Source organism: Buchnera aphidicola (Periphyllus acericola), assembly GCF_964019855.1.
Taxonomy (GTDB): Bacteria; Pseudomonadota; Gammaproteobacteria; order Enterobacterales; family Enterobacteriaceae; genus Buchnera_J; species Buchnera_J aphidicola_BC.
Genome location: NZ_OZ026466.1, coordinates 208,936 through 228,106 on the forward strand (window position 1 = coordinate 208,936; position 19,171 = coordinate 228,106).

Consider the following 19,171-nt stretch of genomic DNA (forward strand, 5'->3'; position numbering starts at 1 on the left):
TTATATTTTTGAAAAAATACTTTACTTAATGTTACTTTCAATAATATCTTTAGAAATATTATTAGGAGCTTCTGTATATTTTAAAAATTCCATAGAATAAGAAGCTCTACCTTGAGTTTGAGAACGTAAATCAGTAGCATATCCAAACATTTCTGAAAGTGGAACTAAAGATTTTATTATTTTTCTTAAATCCTGATCTATCATACTTTCAATAATTCCTCGACGACGATTTAAATCACCTATTACATCACCCATATATTCTTCAGGAGTTTCTACTTCAACAGTCATGATAGGTTCTAATAAAATTGGTCGAGCTTTTTTAAACCCATTTTTAAAAGCAATAGATGCAGCTAATTTAAAAGCGATTTCTGAAGAATCAACATCATGATAAGATCCATCATGCAATCTTATACCAATATCTAATACAGGATAACCTGCTAATGGACCAAATTTTAATTGTTCTTGAATTCCTTTTTCTACAGCAGAAATATATTCTCCTGGAATAACACCTCCTTTAATACTATTAATAAACTTATACCCTTCAGATCCTGGCTCTAAAGGAAATATATCTATTACAACATGTCCATATTGACCTCTACCTCCAGATTGTTTTATATATTTTCCTTCAATATTTTTTACTTCTAAACCAATTGTTTCTCTATATGCTACTTGAGGTTTTCCAATATTTGCATCAACACTAAATTCCCTTTTCATACGATCAATTATAATTTCTAAATGTAATTCTCCCATACCAGCAATGATAGTTTGATTAGATTCTTTGTCAGTCCAAACTTTAAAAGAAGGATCTTCTTTAGCTAATCTATTTAAAGCTATTCCCATTTTTTCTTGATCAACTTTTGTTTTTGGCTCTACTGCAATTGAAATAACTGGTTCTGGAAATTCCATTTTTTCTAAAACAATAGGATTTTCATAACTACATAAAGTATCTCCAGTCATAACATCTTTTAATCCAATTGCAGCTGCAATATCTCCAGAATAAACCTCTTTTATTTCTTCTCTTTTATTTGCATGCATTTGAACAATTCTTCCTAAACGTTCACGTTTAGATTTAACAGAATTAAAAATAGTATCTCCTGAACTTATCATACCTGAATATACTCTAAAAAATGTTAAATTTCCAACATAAGGATCAGTAGAAATTTTAAATGCTAATGCTGAAAAAGGTTCTGTATCTTTAGATTTCCTAACAATTTTTAAATCATTTTCAACAGATGAAGTTCCTGAAATAGAATTGACATCTATAGGAGAAGGTAAATAATCAATCACTGCATCTAACAATGCTTGTACACCCTTATTTTTAAAAGCTGAACCACAAGTCACTAAAACTATTTCATTTTTTAAAGATTTTTCACGTAAAACAGATTTAATTTCATCTTCTGTAAAATCTTCTTCATTAAAATATTTTTCCATGAATTTTTCGTTAAAGTCAGCAACTAATTCAATTATTTTTTGATTAAATTTTTTAGATTCTTCTAATAAATTTTCTGGAATTTTTTTATAAGTAAATGTAATTCCTTGATCTTTTTCATTCCAATGAATTGCTTTCATTTTAATTAAATCTATTATACCTACAAAATTATTTTCTTTTCCAATTGCTAACTGAATAGGAACAGGATTTGCTCCTAAACGAATTTTAATTTGATCTACAACTTCTAAAAAATTTGCTCCTAATCTATCCATTTTATTAATAAAAGCAATTCTAGGAACATTATATTTATTTGCTTGACGCCAAACAGTTTCAGATTGAGGTTGAACTCCTCCTACTGCACAATAAACCATAATTACTCCATCTAAAACCCTCATAGATCTTTCTACTTCTATAGTAAAATCTACATGACCAGGAGTATCTATAATATTAATTCTATGAGATTTATATTGATTTGCCATTCCAGACCAAAAAGCAGTTGTAGCTGCAGAAGTAATAGTTATTCCTCTTTCCTGTTCTTGTTCCATCCAATCCATAGTTGCAGCTCCATCATGCACTTCACCTATTTTATGATTTACTCCTGTATAAAATAAAATTCTTTCTGTAGTTGTTGTTTTTCCAGCATCTATATGTGCACTAATTCCAATATTTCTATAATTTTTAATCGGAGTAAAACGAGACATTCTATTCCTTATTTTCTTAAAATTACCATCTATAATGTGCAAAAGCTTTATTTACTTCTGCTGTTTTATGTACTTCTTCTTTTTTTTTTACAGCATTTCCTTTATTTGATAAAGCATCAAATAATTCATTAAATAATCTAGAAGACATTGATTTATCAGATCTTTTTCTAGCAGAATCAACAATCCATCTCATAGCTAAAGTATTTCTTCGTACAGGTCTTACTTCTATAGGAACTTGATAAGTAGAACCTCCTACTCTTCTAGATTTTACTTCAACAACTGGACGAACTTTATCTAATGCATTTTCAAAAGAATCTAAAGGAGATTTACCAGTTTTTTTTGAAAGTTCTTTTAAAGCATTATAAACTATCATTTCTGAAATAGATTTTTTTCCATCAATCATTAATATATTAATAAATTTGCTTAAAATTTCAGAAGAAAATTTCGGATCTGGTAATATTTTTCTAGAACCAATTACTTTTCTGCGAGGCATTTTTATTCCTTAATTAAAATATATAAATATTATAAAATTTTAATAAATTAAGTTTTTTTTCTTTTTACTCCATATTTAGAACGACTATTTTTTCTTTCTTTAACACCAGCACAATCTAAAGCACCACGAACAATATGATATCTTACTCCTGGTAAATCTTTTACTCTTCCTCCTCTAATTAATATTACAGAGTGTTCTTGTAAATTATGCCCTTCACCTCCAATATAAGCTGTTACTTCTAAACCATTAGTTAATCTCACTCTACATACTTTTCGAAGTGCAGAGTTTGGTTTTTTAGGAGTTGTTGTATATACTCTTAAACAAACTCCTCTTTTTTGAGGACATTTTTCTAAAGCAGGAACATTACTTTTTAATATTTTTTTTAATCTATTTTTTCGAACTAATTGATTAATAGTAACCATATTTTTTTCCATATATATAAATAAATATAAAACGTTTAAAAATCAATAAAATCTCTTTATAAAAATCTTTCATTACCAAATAACTTGTTGTGAATGAATTTCTGTAAGATATACAAAATATTCATAATCTATAGGAAAAAAAGATTCAGATATTATCGAAGATGAAATTCCTCTAGCTTGTAAATCATTTAATAAAACATATTTTTTTTTAAAAAAAAAATCTTTAAAAAAATAATTATTTTTTAAAGAAATTAATACTCCATCTTGTAACGCAATAAAATCATCTTTTGCATTAATAATACTTTTTAATAATATTAAATTACTTTTAAAAGGAGAATTAATTAAAGTATGAAGCATTTTTATTATACTCTTTAAAAGTTTAAAATATGATCAAAAAAAGATAACTTATTAATAAAATTCTTAGTATTTAAAATATTCATTGTTACAATAAAATTTTTAATATTTAAAAGTCCTCGACTTTCTAAAGAAGATTGATCACAATAAAATTTTTTTACTCCTAAAGTTTTTAAAATTTTAAATCGTTGCGTATAATCATAACAGTAAATATAATTAGAATTTTTATTTTTTAAACATTGAAATACTCCATCACCAATAAAAAAAATTTCTATTTTTTTAGAATAAGCAGTTAAAGAAATAGAAAAATCTAAACCATCTTTACTTAAAAAATTTCCAAAAGGAGAATGAGAAAAAATAATAGCAATACTTTTCATAACATATAAAACCAATTTTTTTAAAAAAAAAATAATTAAAATTGTATAACACGATCAGATTTTTGAATATCTCTTGATAATTTTTCTAAGCTTGAAATTTTGAAAAAAATTCCTAAATTTCCTTCAAAATTTTCATAATTAATTTTTTTTTTAATATTTATAATACCACGTCTTAATGCTGCACTAAAACAAACATTTAATCTAACTTTATTTTTTTTACTAAAATTAATCCATTTTTTTTTAAGATTTAATTCATTAATTGTGAAAGATAAAAAACGATTCATGTTTAAAACACCATCGCTTATAAAAAAAATACTTTTTATAAAATGTTTTTTTTTCATAATTAGCGCTTTAGAAAATAATAAAGCACTAATAGAATTTTCTTTACTAAAAAAAGAACTTTTAACAATAATAGTATAAATCAATAAAAACCTCCATTTTAACAAATAAAATTTTTATATAAAAAAAATAAAAATAAAAAAAATCAAATTATCTTATATAAGATATATAATAATCTTAAACGTTTAAAACTTTATAAATATAAATTTTTTATAAACTTAATATTATTTAATTTTTTTATATTTTATATATAATTAAAATATCTATAAAAAATTAATTAATTTTTATAATAAAAAATTAACATTCAAATTAATAAATTTATTTAAAAAAAAAACTATGATATATAAAAATAGAATTAAATTAACTTTTATAAGTTTTATGTCTTATGCTCTGATGGGAGCTTTAATAACTGTAACAGGTTTAATTATAAAAAATGTTTCCACTCAATTTAAAATTCCTATTTCAGAAGCAAGTACTATTTTAAATTTTTTAAATCTAGGAATATTAATATCAGTTTTTTGTAGTTCATGGTTCCTTGAAATTTTTCCTTTACAACAACAACTTGATTGTGGTTTATTTTTAACAACATTAGCTATTATTTTATCTCTTTTATCTACTAACTTAATAATTTTTTCAATAAGTATATTGTTTTTTGGTTTAGTAAGTGGAATGATTTTATCTGTTGGAACATTTTTAATTACAAATTTATATTATGGACAAGAAAGATTTCAAAAAATGCTCTTAACTGATTCATTTTTTAGTCTTTCAGGAATTATTTTTCCAATCATAAATATATTTCTTATTACACATAAAATTCAATGGAATTACGTATACTCTTTAATCGGATTAATTTATTTTGTTATATTTTTTACTTCTAAAACAATGATTTTACCAAAATTTATAAAAAATGAAATTAAAACATACCATATTAATACTCAAGAAACATATATAAATACAAATATTTTTCTTTTATATGTTGCAATATTAATATATATATTAGGACAATTAGGTTTTTTATCTTGGATTCCTGAATATTCTATAGAATATTTAAAAATTAATATAGAAAAATCTAATATAATTATCAGTATTTTTTGGACTAGTTATATGATTGGAATGTGGTTTTTTAATTATTTTTTAAAATTATATAATTTTAAAAAAATTATTATCTTATTATCAGGAATATCAACTCTTACAATTTTTTGTTTTATTCAAAATACAAACTATTTACTGTCTCTTTTTATTATTTACTTATTAGGTTTTTTTTCAGGACCTATTTATGGAATAATTTTAACTCTTACTTCCTTACAAACAATTAAACCTTCTCCTAAAACAATTAATTTTACTTTACTTTTTGGAACAATTGGAACCTTACTTACATTCCTAGTTACTTCTCCAATTATAAAATTTCAAGGAGTTAAATCCGCTCTTATCGCATCAAATATTTTTTATTTATTAATTTTTTTTATATTTATATTATTTAGATATAAACAAATTAAAAAATAATATAATTATTTAAAATTCTAAAAAATATTTATATTTTTATATATTTTAATAAAAACTTATTAAAATATATAAATATAAAATAAAACTTAAATTCTATTAAAATAAACCTAAACTTTTATAAACTTTCTTTAAATTTTTTTTAGCAATTTTTGATGCTTTATTAGTACCTTGTAAAAATATTTTTTTTAAAAAATCTTTATCTTTTCTATAAATAAAAAATTTTTTTTGAATCTTAGAAATATGCATATCAACAGAATGATATACTTCTTTTTTTAAATCCGAATAAGATTTCTTAATAAAATGTTGTTCTAATTCATGTATAGATTTTCCAACTAAAGCAGAAAGAATTTCTAATAAATTTGAAATTCCAGGTTTATATATTGAATCAAAAGAAATTTTTGGAGGTACGTCAGAATCAGTAATAGAACATTTAATTTTTTTTAGAATTTCTTTAGAATTTTCTAATAAAAAAATTACATTTTTTTTATTAAGATCAGATTTTGACATTTTTTTTCTAGGATCCATTAAAGACATTATTTTTGAACCTAAATTATAAATTAATAATTCAGGAATTTTAAATATTTTTCCATATCTTGAATTAAATCTCGTTGCAATATTTCTAGTTAATTCAATATGTTGTTTTTGATCTCTTCCAACATGTACTTTATCTGTTTGATATAATAAAATGTCTGCAGCCATTAAAGTTGGATAATTAAATAATCCTGTATTAATTTTTTCAGTAACATGAAAAATTTTATTTTTAAATTGAGTCATTCTTATTAATTCATTATAATAAGTATGACAATTTAATATCCAATTTAATGAAGAATGTTCATGTACAGATGACTGTACAAAAATTATACTTTTCTTTGGATTTACTCCACATGCTAAATATATAGCTAAAGTATCTAAAATAGATTTTTTTCTTAAAAAATTATCTTCCTTATGAAGAGATGTTAATGAATGCAAATCTGCTATACAAAAAATACATTGATATTTTTTTTGCATTTTTTTCCAATGTCTTAAAACACTAATATAATTTCCTATAGTTAAACTTCCTGAGGGTTGAATAGCACTAAAAACTTTTATTTTTTTTTTATTCATTATTTTTTTTTTTCTCAAAAAATTATCTTAAAAACAAAAAAATTATATAATAAAATTATTAAAAATTAGATATATAATTTTTAATTTTTTTAATAACAAACTTATAATTTGAATGATTAAATATATATGATCCAATTACAAAAATATTAACTCCTAATTGTAAAAGAGAATCCAAATGACAAAATTTTACTCCTCCATCAACAGAAATATAAATTTTACGTTTACTTAAAATTATTTTATTTTGCACTAACCTTATTTTCTTTAAAGTATTTAATATAAATTTTTGATTTGAAAATCCTGGATCAACAGACATAATTAAAATTAAATCTAATTTTTCTATTACATGATCTAAAAAATCAATTGATAACGCAGGATTAATCGCTATTCCAACTTTACATCCATTTTCTTTAATAATATCTAAAGTTCTATTAATATGATTTGTAGATTCTGGATGAATAGTAATATAAGTTGCTCCAGCTTTAGCAAATAATGGAATTAAACTATCTACTGGTTTTGCCATAATATGAACATCAATTGGTGCTAAAATATTATAATCTCGAATAGATTTTAAAACCATTGGACCGAATGTCAGATTTGGAACATAATGATTATCCATAACATCAAAATGAATGATATCTGCTCCAAAATTTAAAACATTTTTTATTTCTTCACCTAAAATAGCAAAATTTGCTGATAGTATTGAAGGTGCTAAAAATACTTTTTTCATTTATTTTAATAACCAATTTAAAATACATTTAATAATGAAAATTTTTAAAAAATTTCATATATTTTATTTTTTTAAAGAATTTTTAATAACTGATAATATTACTTTTTTATCAATTTTTTTATAAATTTTTACTATACCAATTTTATGAGGTAAAATTAAATTTATATTATTTAAAAAATTTTTTTTATCTTTTTTCATATAAAAAATATAACTTTTTAAAGGCATATCATTTGGTGGATAAACTGGTAAATTAAAATTCTTTAATAAAAAAATAATTCTTTCTGTAACATTTTTTTTTAAAAATCCTAAAATTTCAGAGGTTCTAGAAGCTAAAATCATACCTATTGATACAGCTTCTCCATGTAAAAAATTTTTATATCCCATAAATGATTCAATAGCATGACCATAAGTATGACCAAAATTTAATAACGCTCTGCAACTTTTTTCTTTCTCATCTAAAATAACAATTTCTGATTTTAATTTACAACATTTATAAACGCAATACAATAAACATTTTTTATCTAACTTTAACAAATTTAAATAATTATTTTCAAGCCATAAAAAAAACAATTTATCAAAAATTATTGAATATTTTACAACTTCAGAAAAACCTGAAGATAGTTCTCTTTGTGATAAAGTAGATAAAAATAATAAATCAATAATGACATATTTAGGTTGCCAAAAAGTACCAATCATATTTTTACCTAAAGTATGATTTACTCCAGTTTTTCCTCCTACAGAAGCATCTACCTGTGAAAGCAAAGTTGTTGGAATTTGTATAAACTCTATTCCTCTTTGATACACTGAAGCAACAAATCCTGTAAGATCTCCAATAACTCCTCCTCCAAAAGCTATTAATATAGTATCTCTTCCACAATCTTTTTTTAATAATTCTGTTATAATATTATTTGCTTCTTGTAAGGATTTATAGCACTCTCCATCTGGTATAGAAATAATTTCAATTTTAATATTATTACTATTAAAAAATCTTTCAATTTTTTTTATCCATAATTTTAATAACGTTTTATTTGTTATTAAAATATATCTTTTTTTTTTTTTAAAATAAGATAAAAGATGATTTTTTTTAAATAAATCTAAACCAATTACTATTGGATAACTTTTTTCTTTTAAAGGAACAATAAATTTCTTTAACATATTTTTTTCACTTAAAAGTTTAATTATAAAAAAAATAAATTTTTATAAATTTAATGATTTAATGATATTTTGAACAATAGTTTGAGCACTATAATTATCAGCATTAATAATTATATCAGAAATATTTTTATATAAATATTTTCGTTCATTTTTCATTTTTTTTAAAGTAGATTTCAAAGAATCTTTCATATGTAATAAAGGTCTTTTTTTATCAGTTCTTGTTCTAATTAATTGTTTTTTAACAGTTATTTTTAAATAAATAACAATACCATATGAAGAAAGATATCTTCTATTTTTTCTAGAAAGAATTGAACCGCCTCCAGTTGCTAAAACAATTCCTTTTTTATGAGTTAATTCATTAATAATTTTTGATTCTCTTTTTCTAAAACCTGATTCTCCTTCAACATCAAAAACCCAATTTATATCCGCTCCAGTTCTTTTTTCAATTTCTTCATCAGAATCATAAAATTTCATGTTTAACTGTTTAGCTAAAATTCTTCCAACTGTACTTTTTCCAGCACCCATTGGTCCTATTAAAAAAAGATTTTTTTTTTTCATATTAATTTTTCTATAAAAAACATAAGTTAATAATTTGTATACTAAAATAATTATAAAATATAATATAATATTTAAAAAAATATTTTTATCATTTATATATACTCATATGAAGAAATTCTAATAATATTTTAAAAATTTATAAAAATTGTTTTAAAAAATATATTTAAAATACATAATTTAATTTATTGTAAAAAATTGACGTTTATATTTTTTTTATTAAAATAATAATTAGAGAAAATAAAATTGGTGAAATGTCCGAGTGGCTTAAGGAGCACGCCTGGAAAGCGTGTATACGAAAACGTATCAAGGGTTCGAATCCCTTTTTCACCAAAAAAAAAAAAAAAAAAATAAAAAAAAATAAATTTAAAATTTTATTTTTTATTTAAAAAAAATTATTTAATAGATATTATTAAAGCTAAAAAATAGAATTATTTAATTTATTTTCTCAATCTTTAAAATATATTTTTTATAATTAAATATATAATCTGGTATATTATAAATTCATATCATTTAAAAATTTAATTCATTAAAAAAAAACTGTATCAATAAAAAATTTCTATGTCTGTAGTAGAATTCAAATTTTTAAATTAAATCATATAAATATTTATTTTTACAATAAAATAATTAATAAAAAAATTCAATTAAACACAAAATAAATTAAATTTTTAAAAAATTTAATAAAAATTTTTTAACATATTAAATTACAAGTAAAAAAAAATATATCCATTAAATTTTAGTTTATTAAATTAAAAAATTTATAAATTTTCTTATAAAGATAATTATATCTTAAATATCTAAATTTTTAATAATTTTTCTAAAATTTCTTAAACGAATAATTTGTTTTATATTGTATATAAATATAATTCTATAACATAAATTAATATGAAAAAATTTATATCCTCATAAATAAAATAGATATTTTTTTTTTAATTTTTATAAAATCTAGTATAACCTAACATTTGTCTAACACTATTTATTTTTTTATTAAAATTTTTTCAAATAATTTTTAATTATATATTATAATCTATTTCAAACTCCTTAAATTATTACTTTTTCTAAAAAAAATAGGAAATTTTAATATTCATATTATAGTAATCATAATAAAATACCTATATTAATTTTTATATAAAATAAAGAATTTTTGAAGAAATTAAATCATAATTTTTAAAAATTTATTTTAAAAAAATTTTATTTAATAATTTATAAAATATAAAAAAAATATTTATATATCTTAAATGTTTTAATATCATATAAAAATTATATAAAAAAATTAAAAAATTCTTATTAATATAGTAAATTCCTCTTTATATTAAATTTTATTCATAATCTTTAATAATTGTTAATAAATTATTCTTTTTATAAATTTCAAAAATTTTAGAAGAATTTTTTATATCAAAATAACTATAATTCTTTAAAATAAACATGTATATCTCATTTAAAAATCTATAAATAATAAAAAACAAATAAAATTAAAAAAATATGAATATTTTTTTTTTTTTTTTTTTTATTTGTTTTTAAAAAATATAATTCATTCTATAAATTTTTTAAAATATCTTTTATGAAATAAAAATTAATATTTTAAAAAATAAAAATATAAAAAAAAATAATAAAATTTTTTCTATTTAAAGAATAATTCCATTTATTTATTAATTTTTCTATAATATTAATTATATCTAAAAACTAAAAAATATTTCTAATACATATATTAAAAAATTTCTATTAATTCTTAAAACATTCCTTTAACATAAATTTATAAATATAGATATTTAATTTTATTCAAAACAATTCTATTTTATTTAAATAAAATATATATTTTTTTAAAAAATATATTTTTAAAAATATATTATTTAAAAAAAAAAGAAAAATAAAAAATTTTATAATAAAAAAAGTATAAAATATTAAATTAAATATTTTTATATATATCAAAATATACATTTAAAATATTCGTTTCTGAAATATTAAAATTTTCTAAAAAATATAATATTTAAGTAATTTTTTATATTTTGACTAAAATAAATTGAAAAAAATTTTTTATAATATTTTAAAAATGTTCCAAATTATTAAAAAAAACTTTTAATATTTTATATATTAAAAAATTATATTTTATTGTACAAATGTTACTAGGATTCAAATAAATTTATAAAATTTTTATTTTAATCTAAACTACAAATTTCTAAAAAATTTATTTATAAATTTCACTATACTTAATAAATTAAAAAATTAAATATTTAAATTTTTATTTTTATTATTTATTTTTTTATTATAACAATATTTTTCTATATTTCCTAAGATATTTCAAGTATTAATTAATAATTTTATAAAAAATATTTAAAAGAAATAATTATTAAATATTTAAACTAATACTCACTCTTTTCATAACATTTCTTATATATAAAACTAATATTTTTTTATAAAAAGTAATTTTTTAATTTAAAATATTTTTTTAAAATTTTTTGTTAAAAAATTTAAATTTAAAAACTATTTAATTTTTGAAAAAATAATATTTTTGTATTTAGACATAATTAAATTTAATCTAAATATACTGGTAGAAAAAAATACAATTTCATTATTGTTATCATATGCTAAAGAGATATAATTTTCTTTTTTAAATTTTTCAAACAATTTTAAATTTTTACAAGATATCCATCTAATTAAAGATATATTTACTTTTCTATATTTTGCTAAAACTTTATATTCAAATTTTAATCTTTCTAAAATTACATCAAATTGTAAACGACCAATTACACCTATAATTAAAGAATTATTACAAAATGGTTTAAAAAGATGAACAACTCCTTCTTCTGAAAGTTGTTTTAAACCACGTAACAATTTTTTTTGATTAAAAGAATTTTTTAAATAAATAGATTGAAAAAGTTCAGGAGAAAATTTTGGAATTTCTAAAAAATTCATATTTTCTCCTTCTGTAAAAGTATCTCCTATTTTTATATTTCCTTTATTATATATTCCAATTATATCACCTGGATAAGCTTTATTAATAATTAATCTTTCACCAGCAAGAAAATTTACTGCATTATGAACTATACTAATTGTATTTGTTCTAACATGATATAATTTCATACCTTTAATATATTTTCCAGAAACTATCCTAATAAAAGCAATTCTATCATGATGTTTTAAATTCATATTAGCTTGTATTTTAAAAACAAAACCTGAAAATTTCTTTTCTGTCGACTGAACTTTTCTTGTAGAACTATTTCTACATTTTGGATAAGGACCCCATTTAATTAAACTGTTTAAAACATTATCTATTCCAAAATTACTTAACGCACTTCCAAAAAATATTGGAGTTTCAATTCCGTTTAAAAAATTTATTTTATTTAAAGAACCATAACAAGACTTAATTAAATTTAAATCTTTTTTTAACTGAAAAATTTCATTATTTGAAAAATAATTTTTTAATATAATATTATTTAAATCATAATAAATTTTAATATAATTTTTATTTTTTTTAAATAAATCTTTTTTATATAAAAAAACTTTTTTAGTATCAATATCTACTAATCCTTTAAAATCTTTTCCACTACCAATCGGATAATTAATTGGAACACAAAAAATTTTTAATTTCTTTTCAATATCGTCTAAAATTTTAATAACATCATGCGAATCTCTATCTAATTTATTTATAAAAGTAATAATAGGAATATTTTTTAAACGAGCTACTTTCATTAACTTTTTAGTTCTTTTTTCAACACTTTTAGAAGCATCAATAATTATAATACAACAATCTACTGAAGTTAAAACTCTATATGTATCTTCAGAAAAGTCTTCATGTCCAGGTGTATCTAACAAATTTAAATAATGATCAAAATAAAAAAATTGCATAACAGAAGTAGTAACTGAAATTCCTCTTTTTTTTTCAATATTCATCCAATCTGATTTAGCATATTTATTAGATTTTTTAGACTTTATAGTGCCTGCTTCTCTAATTACTTTTCCTAACAATAAAAATTTTTCTGTAATCGTTGTTTTTCCAGAATCTGGATGAGAAATAATTGCAAAAGTTCTTCTTTTTTTTATTTTTAAAATATCTTTCTGATTTAAAATTTTCTTATTCATTAAATAAAAATTTTCTCTTTAAAATTATTATAAAATTATTTAAAATAAATATGTTTTTTAAAATATTATATATATTTTAAATTTTATACAACATATTTAAAAAATAAATGAAAAATTAAATACTCTATTAAATATATATAAATTCAATCTAATAATACCAATTTATAAAAAAAATATAAATATTAAAATTATTATTTAATATTATTGTTTAATAATTTATATTAATCTAACATTATTCTTTGTAAAATATGAGTTAAAAAAATAAAAAAATGAAAAAAAATATTTATATAGCATATACTGGTGGAACTATTGGAATGAAAAAAACTTCTATAGGATATATTCCAATTTCAGGATTTCTTCAAAAACAACTTAAAAAAATGTCAGAATTTCATAAAAAAGAAATGCCATATTTTAAAATTAATGAATATAACCCATTAATCGATTCATCAAATATGACACCAAAAGATTGGACAAAAATTGCAAATGATATAAAAAAAAATTATAAAAAATATGATGGATTTATTATATTACATGGAACAGATACAATGTCCTATACTGCCTCAGCGCTATCATTTATTTTAGAAAATTTAAAAAAACCAGTAATAATAACTGGATCACAAATACCATTGTGTGAAATAAGATCTGATGGAAGAAATAATTTATTAAATTCTTTATTAATAGCAGCTAATTATCCTATATATGAAGTAACATTATTTTTTAATAACAAGTTATATCGAGGTAACAGAACCACTAAAACAAATGCTAATGGATTAAATGCATTTTCTTCACCTAATTTACCTCCGCTATTAAAAATAGGAGTAAAAATAAAATATTTATATAAAAAAATAAAAAAAAAAAAAAAAAAACTTATTGTACATAAAATATATAATCAACCTATTAATATAATTACTATATATCCTGGAATTTCTAAAAATATTATGAAAAATATTTTTTTAAAACCTGTAAAAGGTGTCATTTTATGTTCTTATGGAACCGGAAATGCTCCACAAAATAAAGAATTTTTAAATGAAATAAACGAAGCTCAAAAAAAAAATATAATAATATTAAATTTAACACAATGCATATCTGGAACAGTTAATATGAAAAATTATGCTACTGGATATTCTTTATCAAATTCTGGAGTAATTAGTGGAAAAGATTTAACAATTGAAGCTGCTCTTGCTAAACTTCATTTTTTATTCAGTCAAAATATACCTATTGATCTAATTAAAAAAAAAATTAAAAAAAATTTAAGAGGAGAAATTACTAATTCTTAAAAAATTTTATAAAAATATTTTTTAAAAATAAAATTTTATTTAATAAAAATATTTTAAAATTAATAATAAGAAAAAATATTAGGTTTATGCAAAGTAATATCAATTACTTTAGAAATTTCATTGAAATTATTTAATAAACGTTTTTCAACCATATTTTTCAAAGTAGAACTTACCATAGAACAACCATTACAACCTCCTTGAAATTCAATAAGAACTTCTTTTTTTTTATTTATTTTTTTTAAAATCAACTTTCCTCCATGAGAAATTAAAAACGGATTTATATTAACTTCTATAAAATATAAAATTTTTTGTTCCAGATCTGATATTTTTTTAATTACGCCAATATAAGGTGAACGTAACATTAATTCAAAATTAAAATTTTTTTTTATTAATTTTATTTTAGATTTTTTTAAATATTTTAAATCATTTTTTTTTATATAAACATTAAAATTATTAAATTTAATTTTTTTTTCTAAATTTGTAATATCTTTATGATAAATATACTCTATTCCACAAGAAGCTTTTTCAGTACCTGGATTATTTACAAATATTTTAATATGAGTATTAAATTCTTTTTTTGATAATAATCTAGAAATATATTCCTGAGCATTTTTAGAAATTTTAATCATTTTTTTTTAAAATAAATTTAGTTATTATTACATTAATTTTATATGAAATTTAAAATGAAATATATAATTAATTTTAAACTAAAAAAAATTTTTTAAACATTAAATTTATTTAAAAATATATGAACAACAAAATCAAAAAAAAAATCACTATAATATTAATTAATGGATTAGGTTTTAATAAAAAAGTATGGTATTTTCTAAAAAAAAAGTTTTCAAAAAAATTTAAAATATCTACAATAGAACTACATTCACCAAAAAAAAAATTTAAATTAAATAATGAATTAAAAAAATTTATTAAAAAAAAAAGTTTATATATTCCAAAAAATTGTATATTAATAGGATGGTCTATTGGAGGATTAATAGCTACTTTATTAACTCTAAAAAATAAAAAAAATGTTTTGTTATTAATAACTATTTCATCTTCTCCATGTTTTATAAAAAAAAAAAAATGGCCAGGAATAGAAATAAACCAAATTAATGAAATGAAAAAAAAATTATTAATGAATTATAAATATTCCATAAAAAATTTTCTCGAATTACAAAAAAATAGTACAAACAAAATAAAAATTAATGTACTTTATAAAAAAATAATATCTCAAAAAAAACCAAATAATTTAACTATAGAATTTAATACACAAATTTTAAAAAAAATAGATTTAAGAAAAAAAATAAAAAAAATAAAAATTCCAATATTTAGAATATATGGAAATTTAGATTCTATTGTTCCTAAAAAAATTTGTAAAATTTTAGATAAAAAAATAAAAAAAAATTCCTTTATTTTTAAAAAATCTAATCATGCTCCATTTATTTCAGATCTGAAAAAATGTTATAAAAAAATAATAAATTTCATTAAAAATAATATTTAAGCAATTTTTTTAAAAAAAACTTTCGTCTTATATATAAAATTTAAAAATTATTCGTATAAAACGAAAGTTTTAAAAAAAATTTAAAAAGGAATATCATCTTCAAAATCTGTATTTGATTCATGAAGTAAAGATTGTTTATTTGTATCTTTTGAAGAAATAGAACTTTTTTTAGAATTATTATCATTATAAGAATTATTAATATTATTTTTATTTATATTTTGTCTATTTCCAAGCATTTGCATTGAACCATTAATACTTACAATAATTTCTGTAGTATATCGATCTAAATTATTTTGATCAACCCATTTTCTTGTTTTTAATGATCCTTCTATGTAAACTTGAGAACCTTTTTTTAAATACTCCCCAGCAATTTCAGCTAATTTCCCAAATAACACAACTTTATGCCATTCAGTTTTTTCTTTTAATTCTCCTGTATTTTTATCTTTCCAACTTTCTGAAGTAGCTATATTAATATTTGCTACTGCTGAACCATTAGTCATATATCTAATATCTGGATTTTGTCCAAGATATCCTATTAAAATAACTTTATTAATTCCTCTATTAGCCATATTTCTCTCTCATATATAAACAAAATAATTTATACAATATATTACTACATTTAAAAAATAAATGCTTTATAATTAAAAAAACAAAAATACTTTATTTTATATAAAAATATGATGAAAAAAAAAATTTTTTGCGTTGCTCCAATGTTAAAATATACAGATAGACATTGTAGATATTTTCATAGATTATTAACAAAAAATTCTTATTTATATACAGAAATGATGACTACTCAAAGCATTTTAAATAAAAACTTTAAATTATTTAAAAATAAAGATAAAAAAAATAAAATTTCTCTACAAATTATAGGAAAAAATCCAGAACACTTATCTCAATGTGCAAAATTAGCATATAAAAAAAAATATAATGAAATAAACATAAACGTTGGTTGTCCTTCAAAAAATATGACTAAAAATAATTTAGGAGTATCTTTAATGAAAGATACTAAAATTATAAATCAAGCTTTAATTCATATAAATAATTCTTCTCCAATTCCAATTAGTATAAAAACACGTACTGGATTTAATAATTACAGTACATACAATTTTTTAAAAAATTTTATATATGAAACATCACATAATAAATTATGTAAAATTTTTATAATTCATGCAAGAAATGCTATTCTTAATAAAAATTTTACAACAAAAAATAATAGAAATATACCACCATTAAAATATGATTATGTATATCAATTAAAAAAAGACTTTCCTCATTTAAAAATTATTATAAATGGAGGAATTAAATCTATTTTAGAAATTAAAAAACATTTAAAAATAGTAGACGGAGTCATGTTAGGAAGAAAAATTTATAAAAATCCTCTATTTTTAAAAAAAATAGAAAGAAAAATATTTAATAATAAAAAAAAAAATAAAAAAATTAAAATAATAAAAAAAATGTCAAAATATATTAAAAAAGAAATAAAAAAAAAAACATCAATAAAATCAATTACAAGACATATGAATGGTTTTTTTTATAAAAAAAAAGGCTCTAAAAAATGGAAAAAAAAATTAAATAACTTGAATTTAAAAAAAATAAAAAAAAATATAAAAAAATATTTAGAAAAAATATATTTATCATGTAAAAATAGTTAAACCAAGATACTGTAGAGAAAATAATTATATGTCTATTTTAAAAAATCAAAACAAAAAATATATTGTACAAAAAAAAAAACTTCCATATTCTCTTGAAGCAGAAAAATCAGTATTAGGAGGATTGATGTTAAATAATAAAAAATGGGATTCAGTATTCAAAATTATAAAAAAAAAAGATTTTTATAATTCTTTACATAAAATAATTTTTAAAGAAATGAAAAATTTAATTTATATAAGAAAACCAATAGATTTAATTACATTATCAGAATCTTTAGAAAAAAAAAAAATAAAACAAATAATCAAATTTTCTTATCTCAATGAATTATGTACTAATACTTTTAGTATTTCTAATATATTAGAATACGCAAAAATTATTAAAGAAAATTCAATTATGAGAAAATTAATATTAACTTCAAAAAAGATAAAAAATTTAGGATATTTTCCAAATGGAAAAAAAAGTTCTGAAATAATTAATTATATAGAATCAAAAATATTTAAAATTTCTAAAAATATTAAAACAAACGAAAACGGACTAAAAAATATAGAAGAAATATTAAATAAAACAATATCAAATTTAGAAATATTATTAAAAAATCCTCATAAAAAAATAACTGGAATTGACACAGGATATAAAGATTTAAATAAAAAAACTTTTGGTCTTCAACCATCTGACCTAATAATTATTGCTTCAAGACCCTCTATGGGAAAAACAACGTTTGCAATGAATTTATGTGAAAATGCATCTATGATATATAAAAAACCAATATTAATATTCAGTTTAGAAATGCCTAGCGAACAAATAATAATAAAAATGTTATCTTCTTTATCTAGAGTAGATCAAACTAGTATCCGAACAGGACAAATTAATGATAAAGAATGGTCTAGAATATCGAGTACAATAAATATTCTATTAAAAAAAAAAAATATATATATAGATGACTCGTCTTATTTAACTCCTAATGAAATTAGATCTCGTTCATTACGTATATATAGAGAAAATAATGGAATTAGTTTAATAATGATAGATTATTTACAACTAATGAATTCTCCTTCTTCTAAAGAAAACAGAACATTAGAAATAGCTGAAATATCAAAAAATTTAAAATCTTTAGCAAAAGAACTTAAAGTACCAATAATAGCATTATCTCAATTAAATCGATCACTTGAACAAAGATCAGATAAAAGACCAATAAACTCTGATTTAAGAGAATCAGGATCAATTGAACAAGATGCAGATCTTATTATGTTTATATATAGAGATGAAATATATCATCAAGATACAGAATTAAAAGGTATTGCAGAAGTTATTATTGGTAAACAAAGAAATGGTCCTATAGGAAAAATACGTTTAACATTTAATGGAAACTTTTCAAGATTTGATAATTATGCAGATAATTTATATGAAAATTATAATGAAAAAAATAAATAAATTTAAATAATAAAAAATTAATTACTATTTTATTTTAAAATTTAAAAAATATAAAATTATTAATTAATTTATAATT

General features: G+C 19.1%; 18 protein-coding genes and 1 tRNA gene. 6 read left to right on the plus strand and 13 right to left on the minus strand.

Annotated features, from left to right (window positions below):
* Positions 1–21: 21 nt before the first annotated feature.
* From fusA to tusD, 6 genes are all read right to left on the minus strand, one after another.
* Positions 22–2,130 carry an elongation factor G gene (gene fusA, locus AACK90_RS01045; RefSeq protein WP_339043613.1) on the minus strand — a complete coding sequence of 703 codons (2,109 nt, stop codon included), beginning with the start codon at positions 2,128–2,130 and terminating at the stop codon, positions 22–24.
* A 22-nt stretch (positions 2,131–2,152) separates the two neighbouring features.
* Positions 2,153–2,623 carry a 30S ribosomal protein S7 gene (gene rpsG, locus AACK90_RS01050; RefSeq protein WP_339043615.1) on the minus strand — a complete coding sequence of 157 codons (471 nt, stop codon included), beginning with the start codon at positions 2,621–2,623 and terminating at the stop codon, positions 2,153–2,155.
* Between the two features lie 47 nt (positions 2,624–2,670).
* Entirely contained in the window at positions 2,671–3,045 is a 375-nt protein-coding gene (rpsL, locus tag AACK90_RS01055) for a 30S ribosomal protein S12 (protein ID WP_339043617.1), read from the minus strand.
* 72 nt (positions 3,046–3,117) lie between these two features.
* Positions 3,118–3,402: a sulfurtransferase complex subunit TusB gene (gene tusB / locus AACK90_RS01060; protein WP_339043619.1), complete on the minus strand. Its 285-nt coding sequence runs from the start codon at positions 3,400–3,402 to the stop codon at positions 3,118–3,120.
* A gap of 14 nt (positions 3,403–3,416) precedes the next feature.
* Entirely contained in the window at positions 3,417–3,776 is a 360-nt protein-coding gene (gene tusC / locus AACK90_RS01065; protein WP_339043621.1) for a sulfurtransferase complex subunit TusC, read from the minus strand.
* 35 nt (positions 3,777–3,811) lie between these two features.
* Positions 3,812–4,201: a sulfurtransferase complex subunit TusD gene (gene tusD, locus AACK90_RS01070; RefSeq protein ID WP_339043623.1), complete on the minus strand. Its 390-nt coding sequence runs from the start codon at positions 4,199–4,201 to the stop codon at positions 3,812–3,814.
* A 250-nt stretch (positions 4,202–4,451) separates the two neighbouring features.
* Between tusD and tsgA the strand changes: the two genes are divergently transcribed.
* On the plus strand, positions 4,452–5,618 hold the full coding sequence (tsgA, locus tag AACK90_RS01075; RefSeq protein WP_339043625.1) for an MFS transporter TsgA: 1,167 nt from the start codon (positions 4,452–4,454) through the stop codon (positions 5,616–5,618).
* A gap of 96 nt (positions 5,619–5,714) precedes the next feature.
* Here the strand turns inward: tsgA and trpS are convergent, their stop codons facing one another.
* The 4 genes from trpS to aroK form a co-directional block, all read right to left on the minus strand.
* Positions 5,715–6,722 (minus strand): tryptophan--tRNA ligase, encoded by a 1,008-nt coding sequence (gene trpS, locus AACK90_RS01080; protein ID WP_339043627.1) that lies wholly within the window; start codon positions 6,720–6,722, stop codon positions 5,715–5,717.
* A 58-nt stretch (positions 6,723–6,780) separates the two neighbouring features.
* Positions 6,781–7,449 (minus strand): ribulose-phosphate 3-epimerase, encoded by a 669-nt coding sequence (gene rpe / locus AACK90_RS01085; RefSeq protein ID WP_339043629.1) that lies wholly within the window; start codon positions 7,447–7,449, stop codon positions 6,781–6,783.
* A 63-nt stretch (positions 7,450–7,512) separates the two neighbouring features.
* Positions 7,513–8,604, minus strand: a complete 1,092-nt coding sequence (gene aroB, locus AACK90_RS01090; protein ID WP_339043632.1) for a 3-dehydroquinate synthase — start codon at positions 8,602–8,604, stop codon at positions 7,513–7,515.
* A gap of 42 nt (positions 8,605–8,646) precedes the next feature.
* The gene (aroK, locus tag AACK90_RS01095) at positions 8,647–9,162 is read right to left on the minus strand and encodes a shikimate kinase AroK (RefSeq protein ID WP_339043634.1); all 516 of its coding nucleotides are present in this window, start codon (positions 9,160–9,162) and stop codon (positions 8,647–8,649) included.
* Between the two features lie 245 nt (positions 9,163–9,407).
* On the opposite strand from aroK, the gene AACK90_RS01100 reads away from it, so the two are divergent.
* Positions 9,408–9,492 (plus strand) — tRNA-Ser (locus tag AACK90_RS01100).
* Positions 9,493–11,640: 2,148 nt separating this feature from the next.
* On the opposite strand, the gene AACK90_RS01105 is transcribed toward AACK90_RS01100, so the two are convergent.
* Positions 11,641–13,239 carry a peptide chain release factor 3 gene (locus AACK90_RS01105; protein ID WP_339043636.1) on the minus strand — a complete coding sequence of 533 codons (1,599 nt, stop codon included), beginning with the start codon at positions 13,237–13,239 and terminating at the stop codon, positions 11,641–11,643.
* Positions 13,240–13,508: 269 nt separating this feature from the next.
* Between AACK90_RS01105 and ansA the strand changes: the two genes are divergently transcribed.
* Entirely contained in the window at positions 13,509–14,516 is a 1,008-nt protein-coding gene (gene ansA / locus AACK90_RS01110) for an asparaginase (protein ID WP_339043638.1), read from the plus strand.
* 59 nt (positions 14,517–14,575) lie between these two features.
* Here ansA and AACK90_RS01115 read toward each other — a convergent pair whose 3' ends face one another.
* The gene (locus tag AACK90_RS01115; RefSeq protein WP_339043640.1) at positions 14,576–15,145 is read right to left on the minus strand and encodes a NifU family protein; all 570 of its coding nucleotides are present in this window, start codon (positions 15,143–15,145) and stop codon (positions 14,576–14,578) included.
* 119 nt (positions 15,146–15,264) lie between these two features.
* Between AACK90_RS01115 and AACK90_RS01120 the strand changes: the two genes are divergently transcribed.
* The gene (locus AACK90_RS01120; protein WP_339043642.1) at positions 15,265–16,011 is read left to right on the plus strand and encodes an alpha/beta fold hydrolase; all 747 of its coding nucleotides are present in this window, start codon (positions 15,265–15,267) and stop codon (positions 16,009–16,011) included.
* Positions 16,012–16,091: 80 nt separating this feature from the next.
* On the opposite strand, the gene ssb is transcribed toward AACK90_RS01120, so the two are convergent.
* On the minus strand, positions 16,092–16,580 hold the full coding sequence (gene ssb, locus AACK90_RS01125) for a single-stranded DNA-binding protein (RefSeq protein ID WP_339043644.1): 489 nt from the start codon (positions 16,578–16,580) through the stop codon (positions 16,092–16,094).
* A 108-nt stretch (positions 16,581–16,688) separates the two neighbouring features.
* Here ssb and dusA point away from each other — a divergent pair, with 108 nt between their 5' ends.
* A complete protein-coding gene (gene dusA, locus AACK90_RS01130; RefSeq protein WP_339043646.1) occupies positions 16,689–17,666 on the plus strand; it encodes a tRNA dihydrouridine(20/20a) synthase DusA in 978 nt (325 codons plus the stop codon).
* A 28-nt stretch (positions 17,667–17,694) separates the two neighbouring features.
* Positions 17,695–19,095, plus strand: coding sequence for a replicative DNA helicase (dnaB, locus tag AACK90_RS01135; RefSeq protein ID WP_339043648.1), 1,401 nt, complete (start codon positions 17,695–17,697; stop codon positions 19,093–19,095).
* Positions 19,096–19,171: the final 76 nt, after the last annotated feature.